The following is a 14,657-nucleotide window of genomic DNA, read 5'->3' on the forward strand; positions in this document are numbered from 1 at the left end:
CTTATAAAAGAAAAACACCTGTAAAAAAAGTTCTTACAGGTGTTTAATTAAATATATTTGTCTAATAATCTGTATCGATTATTTAGGACTAGTCAATTCTCAGAAATTCAAAACTGAAAACCTCAGCAAGTAAATTACATTGTTCCTTTCAGAGTATTATATTCATTTGTCATATCAAGCGACCTATAAACTCCTAATAGGGTTTTGGTTACATCAGGATTTTTTGGTTCGATATCGAGAGCCTTCTTAAGATATGGAATTGCACTTCTAGCTATGTCATCTTTTTGGGCATTTAGTTTATCGTATTTCTGCATCTCGCTTGGAGTAGTTCCTAAAGAAGCTATTTCATCAACCAAGGATTTTTTTAATTGCAGCTTTAGATATGCCAGGTTAATATAGGCGTCAATGTAATTAGGATTGAGCTCCAGGACGTAATTATAAACTCTTTCTGCATTTGCAAAATCTTTTTTCTCCAGATAAGAATAGGCCAGATTATTGTTTATTTCTATTTTCTTAGAAGGAACAGATTCTGTTCTTGGTTTTTCATAAAGTCCTTGCTCAATAGCTGATTGCCTTGCTTTTGGTGAAATAAAAACATCTTCTTCTTTTGTTTTCTTATTTGTAGCAAAGTAGAGAACTCCTTTGCCTGAGTAATTGATCTTTTTTAATCGCTCGTAATATTTAATTGCCGAATCGTAATCTCTTGCGTTTATAGACGAAGCTGCTGCATTGACTAAGTTTAGGGTGTCTTTTTTATCAAACATATAAACTTCATAACTTTTTGCTGCACTTTCTTTGAAATTACCTGCTTTAAAATCGGCCATTGCTCCATTTACAAGCTTAGATTTCATTTCTTTTAATGCCATATTTGCCTTTATGGTATATTTGAATTTACCAGATTCGTTTTCGAATAGGAATACGTCCTGATAGGCTTGTGAAGCCAGCGTAAAGTTGTTGGCTGCATCAATATTTTTAATTGCTAAATCTTTTAGTACGTTTCCTTTTAAAAAGTAAAAATCAGATTTATCTTCATCCGGGGCATTGATTATTAGATATTCTGTTTTGTTTAAAATGGTTAATGCTGCCTGAGAATCCCCTTTTTCGAAAAGATTCTGAGCTTCTTTAATTTGGGCATTCTGAGAATAGCCACAAATATTTATCAAGATTATTGATAATAGTATAATTTTCATTTTCATTTTCATGGTTATCAGGTTTGATTGTTAGATAGTTATTGGTTACTAAGCAATTTTAAGGTTGTGCTGTGTATTTGATATTTTCTAAAATACAAATGAAGTAAATTTATCAATTTACTTATTTTTAGCTAAAATTGCGCTTTAATATCCCTGAAGGATTTAAAGGTTATCAAACTGATATTTAATTAGAGTAATTTTTTATCATATTAAATATTTTAAGGGGTTAAACAATTTAAAAATTGATTTACAATAAATACTTTTTTAACAGTATTTCTGCTATAGATACTGTTTTTGTACGTGATTTTATACAAACAATATATATTTTTATCTAAAATAGAATTAAAAATTGAATATGCAATAAATTACCCGATTTTTTTATTTGCAGGATTGTATTTGGATATGCCAAATATTGATATCCAGATTAAAAAAATAAAAAGCAAAAAAAAACCCACTACCTGTATTTGCATACAAATAGTGAGCTTTCAACCAAAACGACCATTTGGTTTTTCTTTCGAAATAAACATCCGACCAAAGCAGCGGGCTGTTTAATTAGCTATAATCTCAAAATTTTTATTTTCAATTTTCACAACCGTAAGTGCTTGTGAGTAATTTAATAAAAAAGAAACAACTTCTTTTTTAGGTTTTAAATTTTTAGAAGCTAATGCCTTTTTAGAGTAAATTTTCGCCATACTATCAAATGTTTTATAATAGTATAACGAGCTAATACTCAAAATAGTATTAGTTGGTTAAAATAATTTGATGTTTATCAATTATTTTTCTCAAATTCATCAGCGCATAGCGCATTCTTCCTAATGCGGTATTGATACTAACACCCGTAATTTCAGAGATTTCCTTGAAACTCATATCCTGATACATACGCATTACAAGGACTTCTTTCTGATCATCCGGAAGTTCTTCTATTATTTTTTTCAGATCGACTTCTACCTGATCAAAGATCATTTTGTTTTCGATTGTCATTGAATCATCAGACATTACAGAAAATATAGAAAACTCTTCTGTTTCTCTATACATTGGCATTTTTTTGGTCTTACGAAAGTGATCTACTATTAAGTTGTGAGATATACGCATAACCCAAGGCAAAAATTTACCTTCTTCATTATATGAATTGCTTTTTAGGGTTTTGATCACTTTGATAAAGGTGTCCTGAAAAATATCATTTGAAATATCTCTATCTGAAATTTTTGAATATATAAAGCCGTAAATCTTAGACTCATGCCTTTTTATTAATGTTGCTAAAGCATTTTCATTGCCTTCAACATAATTTCTAACCAATAGAGCGTCTGGAATATGCAGATCAGCCATAATAACTACTTTTTTAGTTTCTGTTTTAAAATTTGGAGTAAATTTTTCTAAAAGTAGTTTTATATAATAGGCTTATCTTTTTTATGAGTTATGTTAATAATGTGTTCAAATTTAACAAATAATTATTCTAAAAAGCAAATCCAAACAACAAATAATTAATAATAAAATACGATATAATGTAAATTAATAATAAATTTTTCTGGCAATGTGCTTAAAATCGCCAAATAACAGGGTATCCTTTAACAATTAAAAAAAGAAGATAAACTTTATAAATTACTTATTTTAAACAAGTTACATCTTCTTTTTTTGTACTATTTATAGTATTTATTCATACACTCGAACGTAGTCTACATAAAATTTTTGTGGCAATACAGTATCGTCTACGTCAGGTCCGCCAAAATTTCCGCCTATTGCTAAATTAACTATAATGTAGAATGGTTTATCAAATGGCCAGGTATTTTCGTTTTTCACTTCAGGGTTAAAAGTATAAACCAAAGTACTGTCTACAAAAAATTCTATTTTATCTTTAGACCATTCTATTGCATATACATGATACCCTTCTTCGATAGTGGGAAATTCGGTTCTTTTTGTATTAATGGTATTACCGTGGCTGTCTTGTGTGTGCAGGGTTGTATATACCATATGAGGATCTCTGCCGATATATTCTAAAATATCAATTTCTCCTGTTTTTGGCCATTTCACCTCATCAATATTGGCACCCAGCATCCAGAATGCCGGCCATAAACCATGACCAACAGGAAGTTTTGCCCTGGCTTCGATTCTCCCGTACAGGAACTCTTTTTTGCCTTTTGTTGTGATTTTAGTAGAAGTATATTTAGTTCCTTCTTTTCGGGCTTCGATGATTAGATTACCATCTTTTATCTCGTGATTTGTTTTGGTGTAAATTTGTCTTTCGTTATTACCATACCCACAAAGATTTGGGCAGCCATCGCCTGTTTCGAAATTCCAAAACTTTTCATTTATATTTTTTTTGCTGAAATTTTCCTCCCACAATAATTTTCTTTTTGCTTCTTGTGCATATGAAAAACTGCAGATTAATAAGAGTAAAACTATTTTGTTCATGGCATTATTTTAAATATTTATTAAATTAAGAAGGTCAGCCGAAACTGACCTTCTCACTTTTTACTAATTAATCAACCTATTGATATACTCTTACATAATCAATCTCCATAGAAGACTGAGTAAAAGCAGGATCAATATTACCGCCGAAGGTCCCTCCCATTGCTACATTTAGAATTATAAAAAAGTCTTTATTGAATGGCAGTGATGTAGTGTTTGCAACTGTATGGATCAACTGGTCATCTACATAAATCTGTATCGCTTCTGGTGACCAAATAGTTTTGTATACATGAAAAGCTGTTGAAACATTCGGAATCGTTTTAGAACCTGTATTTGCATTTCCACCTGAACGTCCTGGATAGTGCAGTGTTCCATGAACCAAGTCCTGACTGTTCCCTACATGTTCCATTACATCAATTTCTCCGCACGCAGGCCATGCAAATCCTGTTGTTGCATAATTGGCACCCAGCATCCAAATTGCAGGCCATGTTCCTCCTCCTGTTGGCAGTTTTGCACGAACCTCAAGTTTACCATAGGTAAAGTCATATTTACCTTCTGATTTTAATCTTGCAGATGAGTAATCAAATCCACCTGAAGCTTCTTTTTTGGCTGTAATTTTTAAATTTCCGCCTTCTACAATTACATTTGTTGCAGAGTTAGTATAGTTCTGTTTTTCACTATTTCCCCATCCGTTATTGCCATTTCCTAAATCATAAACCCATTTAGAAGCATCTGGTGCACCATCTGTATTGAATTCATCTGACCAAACTAAGTTTGTGTAATCTGTTGTCGGATCAGGATTTTGATTTGGAGGGGAAGTACTAAAAGTATGATACCAAGCTAATGAAGGATCGTTACCCATTACTGCTCTTACTACCATTCTGTTAGCTGTAATTGATAAAATTTCATAAGAGCTTTGTCCTATATAATAACCCATAAAACCATCACCAGAAATATTTATTGTTGTGCCTCTTGTCTGTTCTGCATGTTTTGGATTTGCCATTATCACTGATTCTGAAGGGCTCAATGAAACTGTTTTAACTCCACTTACATCATAAGGAAGACAGGTATCTTCTGTCAGAGTTTGACCCCCGACGCTACCGTAAGATTTATTAAAGAAAGTGGCTCCGCCATTATCTAATTGATACTTTAACTGATCTCCATCTAAAGAGAATGTTAATACGTTTTCATATAAACAACTACTTGTTGGAGAAGCTGCTTTCTCAAAAGGCCCAGCTTGATAATAATCAGGTATTGCATTTTTCACAGGATCAGTATTGTTTGGTCCTACCCCTAAATGTCCAGGTTCTGAAGCTGCCCAATACCATTTTTTAGAAGTTCCTCCTGTTAATAATTGTACGGCTTCATCATCGCTAAAATCACTTTGCACTTCAACATCTATAGTTGTAGTACTAACTACCCCACCTTTTCCTGAAGCTACAAGGGTTACGGTATAGTTATTAACTCCTGTTTTAGTAAATCGTTTTGTGATTTTACCATTTGGAGAGTTATCCGAAGTTCCGTCAGGATATACATATTTATATGAAATTGCATTTTCTGCAGAACCTACAAATTTGACTAATCCCGAGCCATCACCATAGGGAGTATCTGTTGTTTTACCTATAATCTCAGCCGTAACTTTAAGATTGGTTGGTGTATTTATATCTCCAAAAGTGAAATCATCTTTTTGACAACCCATCATAAGGAGGATTGTAAATAAGGATACTAATTTTAAAATTATTTTTTTACTCATGACTTCTTGTTTTAATTGGATTGTTTAATATCATCAAAGTAATATGTTTCTCCTGCTCCTGCTACATTAAAATCAGGAAACAAAATTACTCTGTCATATTTAATCGTTGTACTAAAAGCTGCTGCACTAGTAAGATCAAATGTTAATTCTTCCCAGGCATTAGCCACGGTTGTTAACTTATGTACTTCTATAAAAACAGTTGGGTTTCCGTTTCCATCTTTTGGAGATGTTGAAAGTTCCATTTTATACAATATATCTGCACCTACTTTAGGAGACCAAACCTTAACTTTTACTTTAGTCCCTTGAGCAAAGTCAGGAGTTTTTTCGAGATTTAAACTTGCTCCGCCCCAAACTTGTGCCCCATTTGTTTTATCCATCTTAACCACCTTATCGGATACATTAATTCCTGTTTTATTTGGATTTGTTTCAATTGAAGCGTTAACACCTCCAAAACCACCCCAACCATATGTTAGTGTTGAAGATTCAAAATCAAAAGGGAAAGCTATTTGTTCTGCCGGCTCTTTATAGAAATAAAAATTATCGATATAGACCGTATGACTTCCGCTAGGATTTCCTGAAAATATTATTTGCGCGATATGACTGCGTGTTGTTAATCCTGTAAAATCGCTCAACGGAATATCTAAACTTACCCAACCCGATTTTGCCAGATTTGGAAATTTAACTTCATGCTCAACATTATCTCCACCTTGTTCGTAAACACCGTTTGGACCAAAGTCAACCAATTTGATTCTGAATTCTGTAAAATCTAATGACCAAACATCAACGTGAAGGTATGTCATCGATGAAGCATCTATTGTTGCTGTTGGTTCTGCACCTGCAAAGTTTAAATTTGAGTATTTTTTAACTGCATTTCCTGCAACAGTAATATCGTCTTGCGCACCTTCTGACCATGAAGTTCTCCAGGTAGCCATCTGTACATTTGTAAAAGAATCACTAAACAGCGAAATAACATTGCTTGGCGCGTTTGTTGGAATTGGAGCTGCTGAAGTTGGTCCTAAAATTAATATTGCTTCGAATTCCTGTGAGTATTCTGTAGTGGCAACAGCTGCACTTTTTGATACTACGCGAATAGTATAAACTCCCGGCTGTTGATACGTATACGAAACAGATGCCCCATTATTTGCAGAAATTGGGTCCGGTTTACCTGGTTCTCCAAAATACACATCATAAAACAAGGCAAAATCTGCTGTTGCTGTAACGGTTACTTTTTTAGATACTGATAAATCATTTGTAACCACTACTTCTAAATTTTCCGGAGCTCTAAACGAAACTACAACGTCTTGTTCTACTTCAGTTGTTTTTCCATTAACGCTCATTGCGGTAATTTTAGATTTGTAAACTCCTTCTTTATAAACATGTGTTACAGTTCCTCCTGACTGAATATAATCAGATTCAGGGCTTCCATCTCCAAAGTTAATTTTGAATTGTGTTACTCCTTCGCCTTTAGGCAAAAAAGTAACCTTTCCTGTATTGTCCTGGGTAACTGTTGTCAGAGCTGAAACATTGCCAGGTGCGGCTATACCATCTAAGTTAACATCCAGATCATCGCTTGCACAACTTATTATTGTGGCCAAAACGAAAAGATTTATAATAAAATATATTTTTTTCATAATTGAAGTTTTTTAATATCCAGGGTTTTGTGCCCAATTTCCGTTAGCAAATTGAATTTCTTCAATCGGAAGTGGAAATAATTCGTTTTTATCTGCTGTAAAGCCAGGAATTGTTCCTTCTGCATGTCCGGTTCTTACTAAATCAAAGAAACGGTGTCCTTCTCCAAACAGCTCAACTCTTCTTTCTTTTAAAATCAAATCTGTTAAAGCTGCTCCTGAAAGATTTACATCATGATTTGTATCACCAAAAGCACGTCTTCTAACCAGGTTTAGATACTCTCTGGCTTTTCCATCATCAATTCCGCCTCTGTTGTAAGCCTCTGCAGCCATTAATAAAACATCAGCATAACGTATTGCTCTGTAGTTGTTTGGATTTGTTAAGTTCAAATCTCCTGCGGCATCCTTATTTCTTTTTCTTGGTAAGTACTTTCTGTTAAAGAAGCCTGTGTCTTCATTCCCTTTTCCAAACTTAATTCCGTTTCCTTTGTCATAATCGGCATTAGCCGCTGCCCACGCATTGATATCCAGAATAGAGATATCCTTACGTTTATCTCCAGATTCAAAAGCATTTGCGCTTTCCGCAGTAGGAACATTAAAACTAAAACCTGCGCTAAAAAATGGTCCGTCGTACCCTCTTACGCCGCTAAAACCTACAGCAACGTTACCTTCACTACATTGTAAGCAAGGAAAACCTGCTCCTTCGACATCAGTGTATTGTACTTCAAAAACAGATTCTGTCCCGTTTTCTCCAGCATCCTCAAACAAATTTGTATAATCACTACCCGTTTTTAATGAATAAGAACCTAAGTTAATTACACCTTGCAAAGCAGTTGCTGCCTGAGCAAATTTATCCTGATATAAATACGCTTTTCCAAGCAATGCCAATGCAGCACCTTTTGTAGCTCTTCCTTTTTGAGAAGCATTTGGAGATAAATTAGCTGCCGCGAAAGTTAAATCAGCTTCTATAGAAGCATATACTTCCTCAACTGACGAACGCGGAATCTTAAGTTCATCTCCAAGCTTAAACCTGGCATCGGGTTTCATCGGGATACCACCAAACCACTTTACTAATTCAAATTGGTAGTATGCTCTAAGAAAACGTGTTTCGGCTATTAATTGTGTTTTTCCTTCAAAATCAGTTTTGTTCTGAAATTCAAGAATATAATTTGCTCTCTGAACCCCTGCAAACATCCAGTTCCAGATATCTCTTAGATTACTGTTTGTCTGCGTGTGAATCATGTCGTCAATTTGTTGAAAACCAATAACGTCTGTTGGGCTTTCTCCACCTGCCAATGTATTATCTGAAGCAATTTCTCCTAATAAAACATTTACATACGATGATTGTAGTAAATCGTAAGTGGCAATCAGGGCATTATCATATTCTTCTTTAGAATTAAAATAATTCTCAGAATCGATAGAATATTCCGGAGCAGGATTAACAAATTCGTCCGAACAGGAAGTCGTTACGGCCGAAAGTAATGTTATAGCTGCTATACTTGTAAAAATATATTTTTTCATTTTAATTGAATTTAAAAATTAATGTTTAAGCCCAATAAATAGGTTCTTGGCACTGGATAAAATCCATAGTCAATTCCTGCTCCAATAGGTGATTGAGATACATTGTCTCTATTTCCTGGACCAAATGAAGCTCCGGGATCAAATCCTTTATATTTTGTAAATGTGTATAGATTGTTTACACCCACATAAAGTCTTAATTTTGTAATTCCTGCTTTTTGGGTCACATTTGGACTTAAAGTATAACCTAATTGTACATTTTGTATTCTTACGTAAGAGGCATCTTCTACAAAATAATTGGAGAAAACATTATTTGAAGTTGCACCAGTTGTAACTCTTGGAGTTGAGTTACTTGTACCTTCTCCTGTCCATCTGTCTAATACGTAATTTAAACGATTAGCATCAGAAAGTGTTCTTTCATAATTGCGAACCATATCATTGCCTACAGAAGCAAATGTGAAAACTGCAAAATCAAGATTTTTGTAATTCATTTGTAAATTGAATCCCATTGTCGCTTCCGGAACCGGATCTCCAATATTTGTTTTATCTTTTGTGTCAATTACACCATCGCCATTTACATCTACATAACGAATATCTCCAGGCGCAGCATTTGCTCCTAATGATAATTGAGATGGATGTGCATCAATTTCGGCTTGGTTTTGAAAAATTCCGTCTGTTTTATATCCGTAAAAATATCCCATTGGTTTTCCTACTTCCATACGGGATGGTGCAGCCTGACCTACTCCAAATGCACCACCTTCAATAAACCCGGTTCCGTTGTTTACCTCCAAAACTTCATTTTTTATGAAAGTCACATTATATCCAACACTCATAGAAAATGCATCTGAGAATTTTTCCTTATAATCTATTGCAAACTCAAATCCTGCATTTCTAACTGTGCCTGCATTCAATGTTGGTGAACTTGCACCTGGCGCACCAGTTCCAATAATTCCAGAAACCGGAATATTTGGAATCAATAGATCTTTTCTTGTATCAATAAAATAATCTGCAACAACAGATATTTTATCATTAAGTAATCTAAGATCCAGACCTACGTCAAATTTTCTGGCTTCTTCCCATTTTAAATCCGGATTAGGTGTTTGACCCATTGCTGTTCCATTGCTCAAAGTTCCGTCAAAGACGTATGATCCTTCTCCATTAAGAATTCCAAGATAACCAAAATTCGGAATTTGGTCATTTCCTAAAGTACCATAACTCGCTCTTAATTTTAAGAAATTTAAAACTTTTGGCTGTCCAAAAAATTCTTCATCAGAAATAACCCAACCTCCTGTAAATGAAGGAAAATAACCTATCTTATTACCCGGGCCAAATTTTGTAGAAGCATCACGTCTGATCATGGCAGAAAACAAATACTTTCCTTTATAATCGTATTGCAATCTTCCAAAATAAGAAAGTCTTCTTTGGTCATATACGTAAGATGTGTTGGTAAGCGTTTCAGAAATTCCTTTGGTTAAAGAAATATCTGCAAACTCCCATAAATTGTTCGGAACATCAAAACCAGTAGCAGTAAGTCCGTTACCCCACGTTTTAAAAATTGTTGTACCAACAGTTCCGGTAATATTATGATTTTCTAAAATTTTTGTATTGTAAGTTCCAAAAAGGTCAAATGAATAATTATTATCATTTACTGCCCCCTGGGTTACAGAACTTCTTTGTACATCAAACACTTTTCCGCCATAACTGATTTGTTTTGCAAATGTTCTTGACTCGCTGTTTGATGTATTAAAACCTATTGAACCTGAAAGGGTAAAACCTTTGAAAATTTTATAATCTAATCCAAAATTCCCATTCAGTTTTTTATAATTGTAATCATTATAAGTGTTTTCAATCTGCGCTAACGGATTTATAATTTCTGTTCCAAGTCCTGTAGTACTTGGCACTAAAGTAAGCTCGCCATTTGCGCCGTAAGGGCTAAGCGTAGCCGGAACGTTTAATGCATTAAATAAAACAGATCCAAGACCATTTTCGTTTAATGTATTTCTTGTAAAGTAAGTATAAATTACGTTGGTTTTTAATTTGAATTTATCACTCAAATCAACTCCTAATGCAAGTCTTGCCGTATTTCTTAAATACCCTGATTTGTCTCCTCCAACAATTCCTGCCTGATCCAGATGCGATCCACTTACAGAATAAGTAATTTTGTCTGAACCTCCCGAAATTGTCAAATCATTATTAATAATCGGAACACCTTTCTTAAAAACTTCATCCTGCCAGTCTGTACCTTTTCCTAAATTACTAACATTCGGATAAGGAAGTGGTTTACCTCCATTAGAATAACTTTCATTTAATAATAGTGCATATTCTGTAGCATTCAGAGTTGGTAATTTTCTTGAAGTTTCCTGAAATCCTGTGTAGCTGTTAAAAGAAATTCTTGTTTTAGAATTCTTTTTTCCCATTTTGGTTGTCACCAAAATAATACCGTTTGCTCCAATAGTTCCATAAATAGCTGCCTGAGCATCTTTTAAAACAGTAATTGTTTCAATATCATTTGGGCTCAGTAATCCTAAATCTCCCACATAACCATCAATTATTACTGTTGGTCTGCTCTCACCATTTGTAGCTACCCCACGAATACGAATATCTAATGGTGCACCCGGAGCTCCGGACTGTGTGGTAACATTTACACCGGCAATAGTTCCTTGTAATGCCTGCTCAATTCTGGCAGGTTTTAGTACATCAAGTGTTTTACTGTCTAAAACAGAAACAGCTCCTGTAACTTCTCTCTTCTTTTGTGTACCGTAACCAATAACGACAACTTCATCTAATGATTTGGCGTCATCAGCCATTTTTACAGTAATTTTTGTTCCTGATACTACGACTTCCTGAGTTTGGAAACCAATGTAACTGAAAACGATTGTTGCTCCTTTTGGAATTCCATTTAGTTTAAAAGATCCATCAAAGTCAGTGGTTGTGCTTTGGGATGAACTTTTAACTTTTACATTCACGCCAGGCAATGATAGGCCTGAACCATCGAGTACTATCCCTGTTACATCATAACTCTGCGAAAACGCAAAAGATGTAAACAGTAACAATACCATTAGTAATAATTTAGATTTCATAATTAGTTAGTTTTTATTGAAGCTAAATTTATCTTATCCTTTTAATAATAACCCAAAATTAACCTCAACAAAAAACATACATCATAAAAATAATGTACTAAATTTTAATTTATCGCAAAACAAAGCCTGATTTAGCAGTAAATATCAAATGTTAATTTTCTTAACATTTAAGTGTTAAAAGTACAATAAAACGTTAATGTTGTGGTAATGTATAGGTAAAATCACGATTTCATAAAGCTACTATACAGCCAAAATATATTCAACTAAACCGATTTCGTGCTGCAAATCCATTTTTTTCCTCAAACGATATCTTTTTATCTCAACACTTCTTACCGAAATATTAAATAAAGGAGCTATTTCTTTCGATGAAAGATTGAGTCGCAAATAAGCACAAAGACGCAAATCGTTTGGTGTTAATAAAGGGTGTTGCTGTTTAATTCGTTTTAAGAAATCCTTATCTGCATTATCAAAAGCTTCCTTAAAAATTTTCCAGGAATCTTCCTCTGTAATATTATCATTAATGGTTCTGATAACCGATTTTATATTTTTATTGTCATCCTGTGTATTCTTTTTTAAATCTTCTTTTATAAATGCCAAAAGTTCGTTTTTACTGTTCAGGCTCATCGTCGAAACTGCCAGTTCTCTGTTTTTATTATCCACATCCTGCGAGAGCTGTTCATTTCTTAATTTCATTAACTGCTGCTCATTTTCTAGCTCTTTAATCTCCAGCAAAAGGTTATTTTCTTCGATTAATTTTTCTTTTTGTTTCTGATAGAAGTTTCGATAGGCCTTATTAACAAAATAAGCCAGAATGAGTATTAATAATGCATAAATAAAACACGCCAGATTGGTGAGATACCAGGGTTTTAAAACTACAAATGTATATACTGCTGTGTTTGGCAAAATAGTATTGGCAAATTTTGCCCTCACCTTAAAAGTATATTTCCCGGGCGACAAATTCTTAAAATTCACTGAGGCCTTAGTGCTCCATTCGCTCCAGTCATTCTGAAATCCTTCGAGCAAATACTGATATTCTGTGTTGATATATTTATTAAACTCCGGAACTGTATAATTTAGAGTGATATTATTCTCATTTGATTTAAATCTTCCTTCTTCGTTTAATGAAACATCATTTAGCGTTTCGTTTTGTTTGTTTATTAAAATTTCAGAAATAGAAATGGTATAGTTTTTAAAACTTAAATCCTCAATATTCAATATATAGTACCCGTCTGTAGTTCCAATTAGATACGTTGATTTTGATATTTGTGTTATATTCTCAAAACCCTGCATCGAATTGGTTAAAGAGGCAGGAATTGGAATCACGTTTTGGTTTAACTGGCTGCTAAGTTTACTTGCTGAGAAGTAATGAATATAGTTTTTAGAAAACAGCCAGATTCGGTTAGACTCATCAACAATTAATTTTCCTGATGTATATTCATCTTTCTCAAAAATCGAACTTAGCAATTTATCTTTTTCAAATTGTTTTGTTTTTGAATTTAATTTGAAAATTCCCCCTTTATAAGCATAATAAATAGAATTATTAAATTGTGTAAGACTTGCATTCTTTCCTTTTCTTGGAGAAGAATAGGCAAAAATTTGTTTTATCTTCAAAAGATTTTTATCGGGCTGAATCCTGAAAATGCCTTTATATTCATGGCTCACATATATTTCTAATTGATTAGTGATTTCAAAGTATCGTGACGAATAATCAAATCCTTGTATTTTATTTCTAAATTTCCATTGGTTATTTACTTTTTCTAAAACAGAAATTCCGTAATAATTCCCTTGTAATAATAGATTTTTTGCATTCGGGACAGGTTCAAACTTCCATGTTCCTGATCCGGAAAAAATATTTTTTGCTGCCGTATTATCAATAATAAAAGTACCGGAATCATGACCACAAAAAAGTGTGTTATCATAAACAAATAAAGACCAAACCTGTCCTTTTGTACCATTTATAAACTGAAAATCGCCGTTACTTTTATATTTTTTAGAAAATAATCCCTGATTTGTACCCACATACAAAATGCCATCATGCACAATTGAAGCATATACAGTGCCTAAAACTCCCGTATCATCAGTAAAACTATGTACAGGCGTCTGAAGATTAATACAATTAATTCCGTTATCAAGGCCTACCCAGACATTCTGATCTTTATCTTCAAAAAGAGACAAGGCTGTATTATTACTCAAACCTTTGCTTTGCGAAATATGATAATTTAATTTTCCTGAAGCAGATAAAATAAAAATTCCGTTTGAGACAGTTCCCAAAGCATAACTTCCATTCTGAAGACGCTGGCTGCTATAGACAAAGCTCGATTTTAATGCTGCATCTACATCGGTTTTAAATGGTGTTAAACTGGTTGCTGTCAACTTATAAAATCCATCTAATTGCGTTTGAATCAATAATCCGTCATCAATAGAATAAAGGTTCGCAATTGTATATTTTTTAAGAATCGGATTGTCTGAAATTAATTTTCCCCTTCCGGCTTCAATTTCAAAAAGACCTTCATTAGTAGTTTGGTAATAAATCGAAGTCTTGGTACTAAATGATTTTACAACACCATTTTTAGGCGAAATAATCTTGAAATTTTTGGTTTTAGTATCATAAATATAGATTCTGTTCAGGGACTGAAACAAAATCCACTGATCATACTTTAGAATATTCCAAAATTGTTCGTCATCAAGAATTTTATTTTTAATAGTATCACTCAGAGAAGTATATTTTAGTTTCCCGTTTGATTGTCTGGTCCAGTAACCAAAATTCATGTAGCAGCCCGTGTAAATCTTATTATCAATTACTTTCACAGAACGCATTATTGTTTCATTCGGCGTCGGATACAGTTTCCAATTCGTTCCATTATATTCCAAAAGACCTTCATTATTGGCAAAATAAAGATAGTTTTGGTCATCCTGAGATATCATCCAACTTTGATTTCCGGCACCATAGATGGTCGACGGATATTTCACAATTGGCGGCAATTCCTGAGAAAACATCCTGAAACTCACCAAAACAAACAGCAGATATAATTTTGATTTCAATTGATAATAGTATTAATTCGATATAAAAACTGCTCTAAAA

General features: G+C 33.6%; 9 protein-coding genes. All 9 read right to left on the reverse strand.

The genetic code is table 11. The annotated features are described in order from the left end of the window. Positions 1-134: 134 nt before the first annotated feature. Entirely contained in the window at positions 135-1,190 is a 1,056-nt protein-coding gene (locus tag JOD96_RS21110) for a tetratricopeptide repeat protein (protein WP_245188472.1), read from the reverse strand. 548 nt (positions 1,191-1,738) lie between these two features. Continuing rightward, positions 1,739-1,882, reverse strand: coding sequence for a hypothetical protein (locus JOD96_RS21115; protein ID WP_209566221.1), 144 nt, complete (start codon positions 1,880-1,882; stop codon positions 1,739-1,741). Positions 1,883-1,931: 49 nt separating this feature from the next. After that, complete coding sequence (locus JOD96_RS21120; protein ID WP_209566222.1) at positions 1,932-2,516, reverse strand: RNA polymerase sigma factor; 585 nt, start codon at positions 2,514-2,516, stop codon at positions 1,932-1,934. 324 nt (positions 2,517-2,840) lie between these two features. Then, a complete protein-coding gene (locus JOD96_RS21125; RefSeq protein ID WP_209566223.1) occupies positions 2,841-3,599 on the reverse strand; it encodes a family 16 glycosylhydrolase in 759 nt (252 codons plus the stop codon). Between the two features lie 76 nt (positions 3,600-3,675). Then, positions 3,676-5,349 carry a family 16 glycosylhydrolase gene (locus tag JOD96_RS21130; protein WP_209566224.1) on the reverse strand — a complete coding sequence of 558 codons (1,674 nt, stop codon included), beginning with the start codon at positions 5,347-5,349 and terminating at the stop codon, positions 3,676-3,678. 11 nt (positions 5,350-5,360) lie between these two features. Further along, positions 5,361-6,980: a hypothetical protein gene (locus tag JOD96_RS21135; protein WP_209566225.1), complete on the reverse strand. Its 1,620-nt coding sequence runs from the start codon at positions 6,978-6,980 to the stop codon at positions 5,361-5,363. Between the two features lie 12 nt (positions 6,981-6,992). Further along, the gene (locus JOD96_RS21140; RefSeq protein WP_209566226.1) at positions 6,993-8,498 is read right to left on the reverse strand and encodes a RagB/SusD family nutrient uptake outer membrane protein; all 1,506 of its coding nucleotides are present in this window, start codon (positions 8,496-8,498) and stop codon (positions 6,993-6,995) included. Positions 8,499-8,509: 11 nt separating this feature from the next. Further along, entirely contained in the window at positions 8,510-11,575 is a 3,066-nt protein-coding gene (locus JOD96_RS21145; RefSeq protein ID WP_209566227.1) for a SusC/RagA family TonB-linked outer membrane protein, read from the reverse strand. A gap of 240 nt (positions 11,576-11,815) precedes the next feature. Next, the gene (locus JOD96_RS21150; RefSeq protein ID WP_317195313.1) at positions 11,816-14,617 is read right to left on the reverse strand and encodes a triple tyrosine motif-containing protein; all 2,802 of its coding nucleotides are present in this window, start codon (positions 14,615-14,617) and stop codon (positions 11,816-11,818) included. Positions 14,618-14,657: the final 40 nt, after the last annotated feature.

It is taken from the genome of Flavobacterium sp. 1355, assembly GCF_017833415.1.
Lineage (GTDB): Bacteria > Bacteroidota > Bacteroidia > Flavobacteriales > Flavobacteriaceae > Flavobacterium.

What these genes read in the sequence shown, in the direction of transcription:
- JOD96_RS21130 (WP_209566224.1), bottom strand. Translation starts at nt 5,349, where the DNA reads ATGAGTAAAAAAATAATTTTAAAATTAGTATCCTTATTTACAATCCTC.
- JOD96_RS21145 (WP_209566227.1), bottom strand. Translation starts at nt 11,575, where the DNA reads ATGAAATCTAAATTATTACTAATGGTATTGTTACTGTTTACATCTTTT.
- JOD96_RS21135 (WP_209566225.1), bottom strand. Translation starts at nt 6,980, where the DNA reads ATGAAAAAAATATATTTTATTATAAATCTTTTCGTTTTGGCCACAATA.
- JOD96_RS21115 (WP_209566221.1), bottom strand. Translation starts at nt 1,882, where the DNA reads ATGGCGAAAATTTACTCTAAAAAGGCATTAGCTTCTAAAAATTTAAAA.
- JOD96_RS21110 (WP_245188472.1), bottom strand. Translation starts at nt 1,190, where the DNA reads ATGAAAATTATACTATTATCAATAATCTTGATAAATATTTGTGGCTAT.
- JOD96_RS21140 (WP_209566226.1), bottom strand. Translation starts at nt 8,498, where the DNA reads ATGAAAAAATATATTTTTACAAGTATAGCAGCTATAACATTACTTTCG.
- JOD96_RS21120 (WP_209566222.1), bottom strand. Translation starts at nt 2,516, where the DNA reads ATGGCTGATCTGCATATTCCAGACGCTCTATTGGTTAGAAATTATGTT.
- JOD96_RS21125 (WP_209566223.1), bottom strand. Translation starts at nt 3,599, where the DNA reads ATGAACAAAATAGTTTTACTCTTATTAATCTGCAGTTTTTCATATGCA.